Origin of the sequence: Pseudomonas sp. 32_A (assembly GCF_017490905.1) — a bacterium.
Classification (GTDB): domain Bacteria; phylum Pseudomonadota; class Gammaproteobacteria; order Pseudomonadales; family Pseudomonadaceae; genus Aquipseudomonas; species Aquipseudomonas inefficax.
Genome location: NZ_JAFGYI010000004.1, coordinates 1 through 12,502, shown reverse-complemented (window position 1 = coordinate 12,502; position 12,502 = coordinate 1). Strand labels below are relative to the sequence as shown.

Below are 12,502 nucleotides of genomic sequence, written 5' to 3'. Positions count from 1 at the left end.
CATTGAAACCTGTGTCGGCCTCTTCGCGGGTAAACCCGCTCCCACACAGGCCTGAAGAGCTGCGTGGTCCTTGTGGGAGCGGGTTTACCCGCGAAAGAGCCGGCACAGGCACAGCAACAATTTCAGGAATATACACATGCTCAAGATCGACACCCTGCACCAGTACTACGGCGGCAGCCACATCCTCCGGGGCCTGTCCTTCGAAGCCAAGGTCGGCGAAGTCACCTGCCTGCTGGGCCGCAACGGCGTGGGCAAGACCACCCTGCTGCGCTGCCTGATGGGCCTGGTCCCGGCGCGCGACGGCAACATCGAATGGGAAGGCAAGCCGATCACCAGCCTCAAGCCCCAGCAACGGGTCCACGCAGGCATCGCCTACGTCCCCCAGGGCCGCGAGATCTTCCCGCGCCTCACTGTCGAGGAAAACCTGCTGATGGGCCTTTCGCGCTTCCCCGCCCGTGAAGCGCGGGAGGTACCGCCCTTCATCTACGAACTGTTCCCCGTGCTGGAACAGATGAAACAACGCCGTGGCGGTGACCTGTCCGGCGGCCAGCAGCAACAGCTGGCCATCGGCCGCGCCCTGGCCAGCCGCCCGCGCCTGCTTATCCTCGACGAGCCCACCGAGGGCATCCAGCCTTCGGTGATCAAGGAAATCGGCGCAGTCATCCGTCGCCTGGCCGAGCGCGGCGACATGGCCATCTTGCTGGTGGAGCAGTTCTACGACTTCGCCGAGGAGCTGGCCGACCAGTACCTGGTGATGGCCCGTGGCGAGATCATCCAGCGGGGGCGCGGTGAAAACATGCAGGCCGAAGGTGTGCGCGGGCTGGTAACCATTTAATCTGCAAGCAACGACCCTGCGAGACGCTGTCATGAGTCATGAAATCCGCGACGCCCTGCTTTCCGATGTGCCGGGCATCCTCGACATCTACAACGACGCGGTGCGCAACACCACGGCGATCTGGAACGAAACACCGGTGGACCTGGCCAACCGCAAGGCCTGGTTCGATGCAAGGGCACAGCAGGGCTACCCGATCCTGGTGGCGGTGGATGAGAGTGGGGTGCTGGGCTATGCGTCGTTTGGCGACTGGCGGCCATTCGAGGGCTTTCGCCTTACCGTCGAGCATTCGGTGTATATCCGTGGCGACCAGCGTGGCAAGGGGCTGGGGCCGGTGCTTATGGCGGCGCTGGTCGAGCGCGCGCGCGAGTGTGGCAAGCATGTGATGGTGGCGGCTATCGAGAGCGGCAATGCAGCGTCGGTGCGCCTGCACGAACGCCTGGGCTTCGTGGTGACCGGGCAGATGCCGCAGGTGGGGGTGAAGTTTGGCCGGTGGCTGGATCTGACCTTCATGCAGCTGGTGCTGAATCCGGGGGCAGAACCAAGCTGAATTTGATTTTGCCTGTACTGGCCTCTTCGCGGGTAAACCCGCTCCCACAGGTACTGCACACATCTCAGGAATCGTGCGATTCCTGTGGGAGCGGGTTCACCCGCGAAGAGGCCGGGCCTGCAAACCTCACATCTGGGTAAACCTGCCCAACCGCTGCCTCAGCATGTTGTTCTCGCTGCGCAACTGCTGCACTTCCTGCAGCAGCTCCAGCGCCAAAGCCACCCCTTCCCACTCCAGTTCCAGCTCCTGATGCAGCTTCGCCGCACGTTTGGCCAGCAACGGCGCCTGATCGTCGAACAACCAGTCTTCCGGCGTTCGGCCGGAAGGTTCGACAATGCCGTGCTCGACGATTTCGATCACGCAGTCAGCCGTGATATCGGCCTCCTGACACAAGGTACGCATGTCCAGTTGAACGATCAGGGTGCTGCTCATGATCACTTACTCCATTGTGTCCTCGGGTTGAACGCAGCCTTCTCGGAAAGCTTGGTCCACAGTTCGCGGGCAGACTCGTCGGATGCAGGCGGCATGACCACTTTCAGTTGCGCGTAAAGGTTGCCGCGCTCGCCACTCTTGTTGGCCAGGCCCTTGCCCGGTACGCGCAGGCGCTGGCCACTCTGGCTGTCGGGGCGGATGGTGAGGTTGATCTTGCCGTCCAGGGTCGGCACGGCCACCTTGGCGCCCAGTGCTGCCTCCCACGGTGCCAGCGGCACGGTGATGATCAGGTCATGACCTTCGACATCGAACAGCGGATGCGGTGCCATGCGAATGGTCAGGAACAGGTCGCCATTGGCCCCGCCGCCAATGCCCGGCGCGCCCTGGCCTTTGAGGCGGATGCGCTCGCCGTCGGTCACCCCGGCCGGGATCTTCACGTTCAGGGTCTTGGTAGTGAAGCCGGTGCGCTGGCCCATGGCATTGGTCTGCGGCACCTGGAAACTGATCTGCTTGGACTCCTTGCTCAGGGTCTCTTCAAGGAATACCGCCAGTTCTAGCTCCACGTCCTGCCCCCGCCTGCCGGCGCTGCGTTGCTGCTGCCGGGCACCACCGAACGGGTTGCCCCCCCGGCTACCAAAGATCGAACTGAAGAAGTCGGAAAAATCACCGCCTTCGAAACCACCGCCACCGCCGCGGCTTTCCCAGCCCGGTGGTGCCTGGAACGGCCGGCCATGCTGGCCGCCATACTTGCGGATTTCGTCGAATTCGGCACGTTTCTGCGCGTCGCCCAGCACTTCGTAGGCCTCGTTGGCCTCCTTGAATTTCTCCTCGGCGTCGCGCTCCTTGCTGACATCGGGGTGATACTTGCGCGCCAGCTTGCGGTACGCGGCCTTGATCGCCTTGTCGTCCGCCGTGGGCTCTACGCCGAGTATCTTGTAATAGTCTTTGAAGTCCATCTATGGATCACCAATGTGAATGTGCGTGTTGCAAGAGAAGATAGGGGTCAAGCATAGCCTTTCAAGACCGCCTTGGGTTTGCTCCATGGCAGACGACCGGTCTTGATTCTGTAGCCAACTGGCATACACTGCGCGGCCGTTTTGCCTCCGGAAGCTCATTTCCCATGTCTGACGTATCCCCGGCCCGCGCCCTGGGCATCGACTTTGGCACCTCCAACTCGACGGTCGGCTGGCACCGCCCCGGCGCCGAGTCGCTGATTGCCCTGGAAGACGGCAAGATCACCTTGCCCTCGGTGGTGTTCTTCAACATCGAGGAGCGTCGCCCGGTCTATGGCCGCCTGGCACTGCATGAGTACCTGGAAGGCTACGAAGGCCGCCTGATGCGTTCGCTGAAAAGCCTGCTGGGTTCCAAGCTGATCAAGCACGATACCAGCGTGCTGGGCAGCGCCCTGCCGTTCAAGGACCTGCTGGGCATGTTCATCGGCGAGCTGAAAAAACGCGCCGAGGCCGCTGCGGGGCGTGAGTTCGAGCAGGTAGTGCTTGGCCGCCCGGTGTTCTTCGTCGACGAAGACCCGGCCGCCGACCAGGAGGCCGAGGACACCCTGGCCGAAGTGGCGCGCAAGATCGGCTTCAAGGATGTGTCGTTCCAGTACGAGCCGATTGCCGCGGCCTTCGACTACGAGTCAAGCATCAGCCGCGAAGAACTGGTGCTGATCGTCGACATCGGCGGTGGTACCTCGGACTTCACCCTGATCCGCCTGTCGCCCGAGCGCCACCTGGTCGCCGAGCGCCAAAGCGACATCCTCGCCACCGGCGGTGTACACATTGGCGGTACCGACTTCGACAAGCAACTGAGCCTGCAGGGTGTGATGCCACTGTTCGGCTACGGCAGCCGCATGAAGAGCGGCGCGCTGATGCCGACCAGCTATCACCTCAACCTCGCCACCTGGCACACCATCAACGCCCTGTATTCGCAGAAGTCGCAGCTGGCGCTGGGCAGCATGCGCTATGACATCGAGGACAGCTTCGGTATCGACCGCCTGTTCAAGCTGATCGAGCAGCGCGCCGGGCACTGGCTGGCGATGGAAGTGGAAGCCAGCAAGATCGAGCTGACCGAGCAGGACAGCCGCCGCATCGACCTGGGGCGAGTCGAGCCCGAGCTGACTGCGGAACTGACCCGCGCGCTGTTCGAAGAGGCGATCGAAGGGTTGCTGGAGCGGGTGCGTGGTAGCGTGAGCGATCTGCTGGCCAAGGCGGGAGTGAGCGAGGCCCAGGTCGATACGGTGTTCTTCACCGGCGGTTCCAGCGGGATTCCGGCGCTGCGCAACAGTGTGTCGGCGATGCTGCCGAATGCGCGGCATGTGGAAGGCAACATCTTTGGCAGCATTGGTAGCGGGCTGGCCATCGAGGCGCGCAAGCGTTACGGCTTGGCCTGAGCCGACTGTCTAACCTGTGCCGGCCCTTTCGCGGGTAAACCCGCTCCCACAGGTACTGCACAAGTCTTGAGGTTTGTGCGATCGCTGTGGGAGCGGGTTTACCCGCGAAAGGGCCAGCACAGGCCAACAAACAATCAGACCAGTTCGGCCCGCTTCAGCTCACTCTTCAGGTAGGCATAGTAGATCGGCCCTGCCACCACCCCAGGCAGCCCGAACGCCGCCTCGAACACCAGCATCGCCAGCAGCAATTCCCACGACTTGGCACTGATCTGCCCGCCGACGATCCGCGCGTTGAGGAAATACTCGACCTTGTGGATGACGATCAGGTAACCCAGCGCCGCCGCCGCCACCCAGATCGACAGCGACAGGCCGACGATGGTGATCAGGGTATTGGACATCAGGTTGCCGATCACCGGCAGCAGGCCCAGCAGGAAGGTCAGCACGATCAGCGTCTTGGTCAGCGGCAGGTGCACATCGAACATCGGCAGCACCACGGCGAGGAAGATGCCGGTGAACGTAGTGTTGAGCAACGAAATCTTGATCTGCGCGAAGACGATGTTGCGAAACGCCTGCACCAGCAGGCTCAGGCGCTCGAACAGCGCCGCCGCCAGCGGCTTGCGCCGGGAGATGTCGGGGATGCGCTGCAAGGCGACGATGGCGCCGAGGATCATGCCGATCAGCAGGGTGACGAACATGTGCGCCATGCCCTTGCCGACCAGCTGCAGGTCGCTCAGGTGGCTCTTGATCCAGTCACCGATGGCCACCTTGAACTCCGCCGCACTGGCCGGCAGGTAGCTTTCGATGGACGGCGGCAGCTGCCCGCGGGCACGTTCCACCAGGGCCATGAACTTGTCCAGCGAGGCACCGGGGTTTTCCGCCTCGTGCAGCAGGAAGCTGAAAGCACCGGCAAACAGCAGGGTCAGGGTACTGACCACAAGCGTGCCGAGCAGCGCCACTGCCAGCCACCGCGCACGCTGCCCGGCGATCAGCGGCTGCAGCCGCGGCGTCAGCATGTTGACCAGCTCGAACACCAGCAAGCCGGCCAGCAGGCTTGGCAGCAACTTCAGGGGCAACGCCAGCAACAGGCCGGCAAACACGATGATCCAGCTGGCCAGGGTGACCTGGCGGGGGGTGAAGGTCATACAGCCTCAACGGCAGACAACGGGAAAGACCCGCAGTCTGCCAGCCTTACGCCTGCAGGCATAGGCGCAGGTCATTTCTTCTTCAGGCAGTCGCTCATGAACGCTTTGCGCTCGTCACCCTTCAGTGCCTTGGTGGTGGCGTCAGCGTTGCAGGTTTTCATCTTCTCTTGCTGGGTTTGTGGCACATCCTTCTTCAGGCAGGTGCTCATGAAGGCTTTGCGCTCATCGCCCTTGAGGGCCTTGGCGGTGGCGTCGGCGTTGCAGGTTTTCATCTTTTCCTGCTGCGCGGTATTGGCGGCGAAGCCTTGGGCGCTGAACAACACCGCCAATACCAGTAAGGGGATTTGCAGCACTTTCATGGAGTAGTCTCCTTGGCTCCGCGCCCGATGCACGGGGGTCGAGCTGAGTGTAGCCAAGATTCTCAACGCCCTGCCCGTGCCTGGCGACGGTAATGCTCGGGTGTGCACCGGGCCTGGCGCTGGAACATGGCGATGAACGCCGAGGCGCTGCTGTAGCCCAGGTCGAAGGCGATGGCCTGGATCGGCTGGCCGGCCTCAAGCGCTTCGATGGCGCGCAAAAAGCGCAGGCGCAGGCGCCATTCGCCAAAACCGATACCCAGTTCGCGCAGAAACTGGCGGGCCAAGGTACGTTCGCTGACATGCACCTGGGCAGCCCAGCCGGCCAGCGGGCGGTTGTCGCCCGGCTCGGCACCGAGGGCATCGAGCACCTGGCGCAAGCCTTCGCTGTGGGCAAACGGCAGGTAGCAGGCCTGGGTGGGCGCCAGCAGCAGCTGGTCGACCAGCACCTGCACCAGGCGCTGGTCGCGCTCGCCCTCGGCCACCCGCAGTTCGCGTCGGGCGAAGTCGGCGAGGATAGCCTTGAGGATGTCGCTGATCATCAGGCTGCATGGTTGCTGCGGCAGTGCGGCGCACAGGCTGCGTTCCAGGTAGACCGAGCGGTAGACGATGGCCTGTGGGTTGTAGCAGCCATGCTCGGTGTCGGGCGGCACCCACACGGCGTATTGCGGTGGCGACAGGAAGTGCTGGCCGGCGACCTCCAGGTGCATCACGCCGTGGGCGGTGTAGTTGAGCTGGCCCCAGGCGTGGCGATGCAGGGCGCTGCGGGTGTCGGCACCGAACTCGTCGTGGCGGAAGTACACCGGGGCCGGGAGTTGGCTGAACTGGGGAATGTCGAGGTATTTGCGCGGCATGCTGTCTGCTTTGCGGGGTGAGTTGTCTGGATAGAAGTATAGGCTTGTTGACAGACAGTTGATAATGGCTGGCATCGGGGCCTGCTGCGCAGGCCATCGCGACACAAGGCCGCGCCTACAGGGACCCGCGTTGCCTTCCGGGCCAGTGCGATACCTGTAGGAGCGGCCTTGTGTCGCGATGGGCTGCAAAGCAGCCCCAATCAGTCCAAAACGAGTAAACCGCTACATGAACTACCTGTTCCCCCTGACCGCCATCCTGATCTGGGCCGGCAACACCGTGGTCACCAAGATGTCCGCCGGTGCCATCCACCCCGCCGAGATCGGCTTCTACCGCTGGCTGCTGGCCGCGTTCCTGTTCACCCCGTTCCTGCTGCCCGCCGTGTGGCGCAATCGCGCGGCCATCCGCCCGCACCTGGGCAAGGTCTTCGTGCTGGGCGTGCTGGGCATGGCGCTGTACCAGAGCCTGGCCTACTTCGCCGCCGGCATCACCAGCGCCACCAACATGGGCATCATCCTCTCGCTGATGCCACTGATGTCACTGGCACTGTCCATCGCCTGGCTGGGGCAGCGCCTGAGCTACGGCGCTCTGCTGGGCGCGCTGGTGTCATTTCTCGGTGTGCTTGAAGTGGTAAGCGCCGGCCACCCCGCCAGCCTGCTGCAACAAGGCCTGAACAGCGGCGACCTGCTGATGCTCGTGGCCACACTGGCCTACGCGCTGTACAGCTTCCTGCTGAAGAAATGGCAGCTACGCCTGCCGCCGATGCAGTTGCTGTACCTGCAGGTGCTGGTAGCCATCGTCGTGCTGCTGCCGCTGTTCCTGCTGTCGGACAAGACCGGCCTGAACAGCCGCAACATCGGCCTGGTGCTGTACGCCTGCGTGCTGGCCTCGATGATCGCGCCCCTGGTGTGGATGCAGGCCGTGCAACGCCTGGGGCCCAGCCGCACCACGCTGTTCTTCAACCTGCTGCCGCTGGTCACGGCACTGATCGCCGCCGTGGTGCTCGACGAGCAATTGGCCCGCTATCACCTCGTGGGTGGCCTGCTGACCCTGGTGGGCGTAGTGCTGGCCGAGCGCTGGACAACGCCGATCCGTCGCTAGAGCCCTGCCGCCTTGAGCCGGGCGGCATGTTCGATGAACAGCCGCACCGGTTCGGCACCCTTGCCCACCGCACCAAGCGACTGGTTGACGATATCCAGGTGGTCGAGCGGGTAATCGTCGCCGATCACCTGCCCCAGGTGCGAACTGAAGCGCCCGACCATACCGTCGCAATGGCCCTTTTCCTTGACGAAACTGCGCGCGAACAGGCGGCAGAAGTGGCTGCTGCCGTCAAAACGGTTGCGTCGCTGGTCGGTCAGGCCGGGCTGCAAGGTGCCGGACCAGGAGTAATAGCGCACGCCATCGACCTCATAGGCCCCTTCCCCGCCCCAGGTGTCTGGCAAGCCCTGTGGATAAGCCTGGTTGAACAGCGCCACCCCGGCGCTGGTCAACGACTGGTGCGAGGCGTGTACATCCACCGGCAGCGGGTCGCGGCGCCAGCCGGTTTCCAGCCACACCAGCAGCACGGCCAAGCCATGCAGCACAGCCTTCAGGATACGCCCCTGCGGGGAATCGCCCGGTGCCGTGCGCTCCAGGTAGTCGGCCAGTTCCGAGCCATGGTTGGGCCCCGCCACCGAAGTGACCGAAGCCACCCGCCCGGGCCGCCTGGCGGCCGCGTAGCGCGCGCTCAAGGCGCCCTGACTGTGGCCTATGAGGTTGACCCTTTGCGCACCGGTGCGCTGGCAGATGTCTTCGATGATCGCCAGCAACTGCTCGCCGCGCACCTCGCTGGAATGCAGCGGCGAAACCTGCACCGGGAACACCTGCGCCCCACCCTTGCGCAGGGCCGGCACGATGCCGAACCAGTAGGGGTAGAGCACGACGCGGACAAAACCGAGCATGCCCGGCACCAGAACCAATGGGTATCGCGTGGCCAATTCCTGCTGCATTGCCCCAGCCCCTTTCCGTGGACGATCGGCCAACACTACAGCGACCTTGATGACCATCGCAATCGAACTCCCGGCGCGCGCTGCGGTTCCAAACCACACATACCCTTTGCAAGGAGCGGGACCATGTACAAGCAGACCCTGGCAATCCTTTTGGCAAGCGCCACCCTCGCCGCCTGCGGCAGCCGCCCGGAAAACCCGGTGGACTACGTCACCTACCGCGACGAGCCGCTGGTCAAGCAGGTGGAAAACGGCATGACCATGCAGAAAGTCATCGCCATCGGCGGCAGCCCGTCCAACGTCATCGACCTTCCCCATGGCGGCACCTGCAACGACTACATCCTCAACCATGACGGCCACCAGCAGCCCTACTACGTGCGCTTCGACGCCACTGGCCATGTCGATGCCAAAGGCTTCAAGACCTGCAAGCAACGCCAGGAAGACAGCGACGCTGCCCACGGCGCATAACTTTCACAGGACCTGCCATGACCACCCTGATGCTTTCGGAGATGAACATGAATGCGACTGAACTGACTGATGTGCAAACGCTTCGCGAACGAGCTCGCCAGCATGTCGAGAACGGGGCCGTGACCGAGGGTTACCAGGCTGACCGCGAGCAAATCATCAGCCTGCTCAACGAAGCCCTGGCCACCGAGCTGGTCTGCACATTGCGCTACAAACGCCACTACTTCATGGCCAGCGGCATCAAGGCCAGCGTGGCTGCCGATGAGTTCCTCGAGCATGCCAACCAGGAAGCCGAGCACGCCGACAAGCTTGCCGAACGGATCGTGCAGTTAGGTGGAGAGCCGGATTTCAACCCGGACAACCTCAGCAAACGGTCTCATGCCCAGTATGTGGCGGGCACTTCATTGAAAGAGATGGTGCTGGAAGACCTGGTGGCGGAGCGGATCGCCATCGATAGCTATCGTGAAATCATTCGGTACATTGGGGATAAAGATCCGACTACGCGGCGGATTTTTGAAGACATCCTGGCGCAGGAAGAAGAGCACGCGGACGATATGTCCGACCTGTTGCAAGGCTTGTGATTCTTGGGGGCGCTTTGCGCCCCTTTCGCGACACAAGGCCGCTCCCACAGGTACTCCACAAGTCTTGAGGGCTGTGAAATACCTGTAGGAGCGGCCTTGTGTCGCGATGGGCCGCGAAGCGGCCCCCCTGCTATTTCCGCTCTTTCACCACCGCTGGCGCCTTGCCGGCTTTCATCTGCTGCAACAGCGGCGTGCACTGGTTGGGATCATCCCCGCTGCTAGGCGCAATCAGCGCCAGCAACCCCGCAGCCGGCCCGGCCACCACGCCCAACGCCACCATCCCCGCGCCGCGCAAGGCCAACGGCACCGCCTGCACCCCGGCACTGGGTTTGGCGAACGGCCCGCGCACATACAGCGGCGAGCGCAGCGAGAACAGCCGCAACCCTTTCGATTCAGGGGTAATTTTCAGGTCCAGCTGCTCAGTGGCGAAATTGGCCGTGCCGTTGATGTAGATGATCGCGTTCTCGGTATCGAAGATGAACAGGCGCGTTGTCGCCAGGCCATCCTTGATACCAACATCAGCCGCCGCGCAATTGATCTTCACATCCTCATCGCCAAACAGCTTGCCGACCACATAGTTGCCCACGTTCAACCCGGCAATCTCCATCAGGCTGCGGCTGATGGCGCCATCGTTGATGAGCATGCGCAGGTCGCCATTGGCGGTGCCCAGCAAGGCGGCCACCGAGTTGCCCCGGCCGGTGATATCGGCATCGCCGTTCAACTCACCGAAGCTGGTCTGCATTGGCGCAAAGGAGGGGAACAACTGCTTGAGCTTGAAGCCCCGCGCCGTCAGCCGGGCACGACCCTGTAGCGGTACGTTGCGGCCATCCAGGCGGATCCTGGAAGCCAGGTTGCCGCCAGCGACGCCAAAACGCAGGGGCTCCAGGCGCAGCAGGCCGTCTTCCAGAATCACGTGGGCCGAAAGGTCGTTGAACGGCAGTTGTGCGCTGTGCACGATGCGCTTGCCGGCGAAGGTGACGTCAGCGTCCATCGCGCGCCAGCGCTCGGTGCGGAACTCTTCCACCGGCAGCACCTTGCCCGTCGGCTGCTTGCTGGCACCACCACGGGCCTTCTGCTCGGCGTTGGAGTCGGCGCCGATCAGCGGCGCCAGGTCCTTGAACAGCAACTGGTTGGATACCAGGTTACCGGACAGCTTGGGCCGTGGCTGGCTGGCAACGAAGGCCAGGTCGCCATGGATATCGCTGTCACCGATCTTGCCGTTGAAACCCTGGTAGTTAAAGGTGGCCCCTTGCGCCGCGTGCAGGTTGGCGCTGAGGTGGCCGTCGGTGGAATAGGCCGGGGTATCGGGCAAGGTTACGCCGGTCAACGGGTAGAGGTTGCCCAGGCTGGCCCCGGACAGGCGCAGGCGCAGGTCGAGGGCGCCGAGGTTGCGCGGGTCGGTCAGGGTACCGGCGAGTACCACATGAGTGTCGGCGATACGCACGTCAGCCTGCAGCGGGAACGGCTGGCTGGCGTCCTGCAGGGCCAGCAGGCCGCCGATCTTGCCAGTGCCGGACACCGGCTGGCCTTTGTAGCGGCCCTGGGCCTTGAGCCCGAAGGCATAGTCCTGCGCAGCACCAGTCTTCTCGGCGCTGGCCTTGCCGACGATGTCGCTGAATGGGACAGGCTTGCCCAGCGGGTCGATCTGCACCTTCATGCTGGTTTTCAGGGTTTGGTCATCGAAGCTGACATTGCCCTGGTCGAAGCCGATGGCACCAATATCCAGCTGCCATTTGGAAGGCTCCGCATTTTCATCCTTGGGACCGAAGTCGAAAGTCCAGTTGGCGCGGCCGTCGGCCAGGCGGGTGAGGCTGGCTGTGGGCTTGGTCAGGTCGATGCGCGGGATGCTGATCTGCTGGAACAGCAGGGGCAGCGGCGCCAGGCGGAACGCCACGCGCTCCAGGCCGACCATCTTCGGTTCCTTGAGCCAATCGGGGTTGCCCAGGGTCAGGTCTTCGGCAATGAAGTGCGGCCAAGGCACCCAGGCACGCCAGCCCCCTTCTTCTGGTTCGGTGCGCCAGTCCACGGCAAGGTTACCATTGATCGCGAAAGGCCGCTGCAGGGCCTCGGAGACTTTCTCGTTGAGCAGGGGCTTGACGCGGTTCCAGTCGAAGGTGGCGATCACCACCACCAGGATCGCCAGCAGGGTCAGCAGGCTGGTGAAGGTCCAGACGAGGATTCTGGCGGGACGCGTCATTGCGTGATTCTCCTTGCGGTATGGCACAGAACAGGCGCAGCGGTGGCGCTCAATATCTCGGACTGATGAAAACCCGTGGGGTTTTATCAATGGCGCCATGATAGCGAAGTTTTTCCTGGCCTTTTGCTCAGCAATTCGTCGCGCCAGAGCAGGCGTGTTACTCGGAAAGGAGTCTATCAAATTGCCATCAAATGACCTGAAAAGCACTATCTAGAGCAGCTTCTGACCTCTATCAATACGGTCGATTGTTACCATTACCCGTATGAACTTCTCTCTGGCGTTACCCGGCGTAGCATTGGCTCCGTACCCACTTTCCAGCCCCCGAGAGGAGCACCGAATCATGAAACGCCATCTGTTGACCCTGACCCTGTCCATCCTGGCTGCCAACGCTTTTGCCCTGCCAGCCGACGAGCAACATTTGAGCGCCGAATCGCGCTCCAGCGCAGCTGAAATTGCCCAGCCGCTGAAAACTGTTGCCGAAGGCGGTGCTGATCGCCTGATCGAACGTAGTGGCCGCGTTGCCGAAGGTGGCTCCGATCGCCTGATCGAACGTACTGGCCGCGTTGCAGAAGGTGGCTCCGATCGCCTGATCGAACGTAGTGGCCGCGTTGCCGAAGGCGGCTCCGATCGCCTGATCGAACGTAGTGGCCGCGTTGCCGAAGGTGGCTCCGATCGCCTGATCGAACGTAGTGGCCGCGTTGCCGAAGGTGGCTCCGAT

14 protein-coding genes are annotated in these 12,502 nt (G+C 63.1%); 7 read left to right on the top strand and 7 right to left on the bottom strand.

Going from position 1 to position 12,502, the window contains the following annotated elements; genetic code table 11:
• Nucleotides 1–136: 136 nt before the first annotated feature.
• Nucleotides 137–835 (top strand): urea ABC transporter ATP-binding subunit UrtE, encoded by a 699-nt coding sequence (gene urtE / locus J5M58_RS03670; protein WP_085587952.1) that lies wholly within the window; start codon nucleotides 137–139, stop codon nucleotides 833–835.
• A 31-nt stretch (nucleotides 836–866) separates the two neighbouring features.
• On the top strand, nucleotides 867–1,382 hold the full coding sequence (locus tag J5M58_RS03665) for a GNAT family N-acetyltransferase (RefSeq protein WP_112253656.1): 516 nt from the start codon (nucleotides 867–869) through the stop codon (nucleotides 1,380–1,382).
• Nucleotides 1,383–1,508: 126 nt separating this feature from the next.
• On the opposite strand, the gene J5M58_RS03660 is transcribed toward J5M58_RS03665, so the two are convergent.
• Both J5M58_RS03660 and cbpA read right to left on the bottom strand, forming a co-directional pair.
• Entirely contained in the window at nucleotides 1,509–1,814 is a 306-nt protein-coding gene (locus J5M58_RS03660) for a chaperone modulator CbpM (RefSeq protein WP_025340803.1), read from the bottom strand.
• 2 nt (nucleotides 1,815–1,816) lie between these two features.
• Nucleotides 1,817–2,770 carry a curved DNA-binding protein gene (gene cbpA / locus J5M58_RS03655; RefSeq protein WP_207877179.1) on the bottom strand — a complete coding sequence of 318 codons (954 nt, stop codon included), beginning with the start codon at nucleotides 2,768–2,770 and terminating at the stop codon, nucleotides 1,817–1,819.
• 164 nt (nucleotides 2,771–2,934) lie between these two features.
• Between cbpA and J5M58_RS03650 the strand changes: the two genes are divergently transcribed.
• Nucleotides 2,935–4,206 (top strand): Hsp70 family protein, encoded by a 1,272-nt coding sequence (locus J5M58_RS03650; RefSeq protein WP_207877177.1) that lies wholly within the window; start codon nucleotides 2,935–2,937, stop codon nucleotides 4,204–4,206.
• A gap of 134 nt (nucleotides 4,207–4,340) precedes the next feature.
• On the opposite strand, the gene J5M58_RS03645 is transcribed toward J5M58_RS03650, so the two are convergent.
• The 3 genes from J5M58_RS03645 to J5M58_RS03635 form a co-directional block, all read right to left on the bottom strand.
• Nucleotides 4,341–5,348: an AI-2E family transporter gene (locus J5M58_RS03645; protein ID WP_112253659.1), complete on the bottom strand. Its 1,008-nt coding sequence runs from the start codon at nucleotides 5,346–5,348 to the stop codon at nucleotides 4,341–4,343.
• A gap of 71 nt (nucleotides 5,349–5,419) precedes the next feature.
• Nucleotides 5,420–5,707 (bottom strand): PsiF family protein, encoded by a 288-nt coding sequence (locus J5M58_RS03640; RefSeq protein ID WP_003258250.1) that lies wholly within the window; start codon nucleotides 5,705–5,707, stop codon nucleotides 5,420–5,422.
• A 62-nt stretch (nucleotides 5,708–5,769) separates the two neighbouring features.
• A complete protein-coding gene (locus tag J5M58_RS03635) occupies nucleotides 5,770–6,558 on the bottom strand; it encodes a helix-turn-helix transcriptional regulator (RefSeq protein ID WP_207877174.1) in 789 nt (262 codons plus the stop codon).
• 226 nt (nucleotides 6,559–6,784) lie between these two features.
• Between J5M58_RS03635 and J5M58_RS03630 the strand changes: the two genes are divergently transcribed.
• The gene (locus J5M58_RS03630; RefSeq protein WP_112253661.1) at nucleotides 6,785–7,657 is read left to right on the top strand and encodes a DMT family transporter; all 873 of its coding nucleotides are present in this window, start codon (nucleotides 6,785–6,787) and stop codon (nucleotides 7,655–7,657) included.
• On the opposite strand, the gene J5M58_RS03625 is transcribed toward J5M58_RS03630, so the two are convergent.
• On the bottom strand, nucleotides 7,654–8,544 hold the full coding sequence (locus J5M58_RS03625; protein ID WP_112253662.1) for a triacylglycerol lipase: 891 nt from the start codon (nucleotides 8,542–8,544) through the stop codon (nucleotides 7,654–7,656). The genes J5M58_RS03630 and J5M58_RS03625 overlap by 4 nt on opposite strands.
• Before the next feature lie 123 nt (nucleotides 8,545–8,667).
• Between J5M58_RS03625 and osmE the strand changes: the two genes are divergently transcribed.
• On the top strand, nucleotides 8,668–9,009 hold the full coding sequence (osmE, locus tag J5M58_RS03620; RefSeq protein WP_112253663.1) for an osmotically-inducible lipoprotein OsmE: 342 nt from the start codon (nucleotides 8,668–8,670) through the stop codon (nucleotides 9,007–9,009).
• Between the two features lie 47 nt (nucleotides 9,010–9,056).
• Entirely contained in the window at nucleotides 9,057–9,587 is a 531-nt protein-coding gene (locus J5M58_RS03615) for a bacterioferritin (protein ID WP_112253794.1), read from the top strand.
• 130 nt (nucleotides 9,588–9,717) lie between these two features.
• Here the strand turns inward: J5M58_RS03615 and J5M58_RS03610 are convergent, their stop codons facing one another.
• The gene (locus J5M58_RS03610) at nucleotides 9,718–11,784 is read right to left on the bottom strand and encodes an AsmA family protein (RefSeq protein WP_112253664.1); all 2,067 of its coding nucleotides are present in this window, start codon (nucleotides 11,782–11,784) and stop codon (nucleotides 9,718–9,720) included.
• Between the two features lie 340 nt (nucleotides 11,785–12,124).
• Here J5M58_RS03610 and J5M58_RS03605 point away from each other — a divergent pair.
• Nucleotides 12,125–12,502: phage infection protein (locus tag J5M58_RS03605; protein ID WP_207877172.1), on the top strand; the 378-nt coding region annotated here is incomplete at its 3' end.

Bases quoted from the DNA above. Each gene is read 5' to 3' on its own strand.
- urtE (WP_085587952.1), top strand. From the start codon at position 137: ATGCTCAAGATCGACACCCTGCACCAGTACTACGGCGGCAGCCACATC.
- J5M58_RS03665 (WP_112253656.1), top strand. From the start codon at position 867: ATGAGTCATGAAATCCGCGACGCCCTGCTTTCCGATGTGCCGGGCATC.
- J5M58_RS03660 (WP_025340803.1), bottom strand. From the start codon at position 1,814: ATGAGCAGCACCCTGATCGTTCAACTGGACATGCGTACCTTGTGTCAG.
- cbpA (WP_207877179.1), bottom strand. From the start codon at position 2,770: ATGGACTTCAAAGACTATTACAAGATACTCGGCGTAGAGCCCACGGCG.
- J5M58_RS03650 (WP_207877177.1), top strand. From the start codon at position 2,935: ATGTCTGACGTATCCCCGGCCCGCGCCCTGGGCATCGACTTTGGCACC.
- J5M58_RS03645 (WP_112253659.1), bottom strand. From the start codon at position 5,348: ATGACCTTCACCCCCCGCCAGGTCACCCTGGCCAGCTGGATCATCGTG.
- J5M58_RS03640 (WP_003258250.1), bottom strand. From the start codon at position 5,707: ATGAAAGTGCTGCAAATCCCCTTACTGGTATTGGCGGTGTTGTTCAGC.
- J5M58_RS03635 (WP_207877174.1), bottom strand. From the start codon at position 6,558: ATGCCGCGCAAATACCTCGACATTCCCCAGTTCAGCCAACTCCCGGCC.
- J5M58_RS03630 (WP_112253661.1), top strand. From the start codon at position 6,785: ATGAACTACCTGTTCCCCCTGACCGCCATCCTGATCTGGGCCGGCAAC.
- J5M58_RS03625 (WP_112253662.1), bottom strand. From the start codon at position 8,544: ATGCAGCAGGAATTGGCCACGCGATACCCATTGGTTCTGGTGCCGGGC.
- osmE (WP_112253663.1), top strand. From the start codon at position 8,668: ATGTACAAGCAGACCCTGGCAATCCTTTTGGCAAGCGCCACCCTCGCC.
- J5M58_RS03615 (WP_112253794.1), top strand. From the start codon at position 9,057: ATGAATGCGACTGAACTGACTGATGTGCAAACGCTTCGCGAACGAGCT.
- J5M58_RS03610 (WP_112253664.1), bottom strand. From the start codon at position 11,784: ATGACGCGTCCCGCCAGAATCCTCGTCTGGACCTTCACCAGCCTGCTG.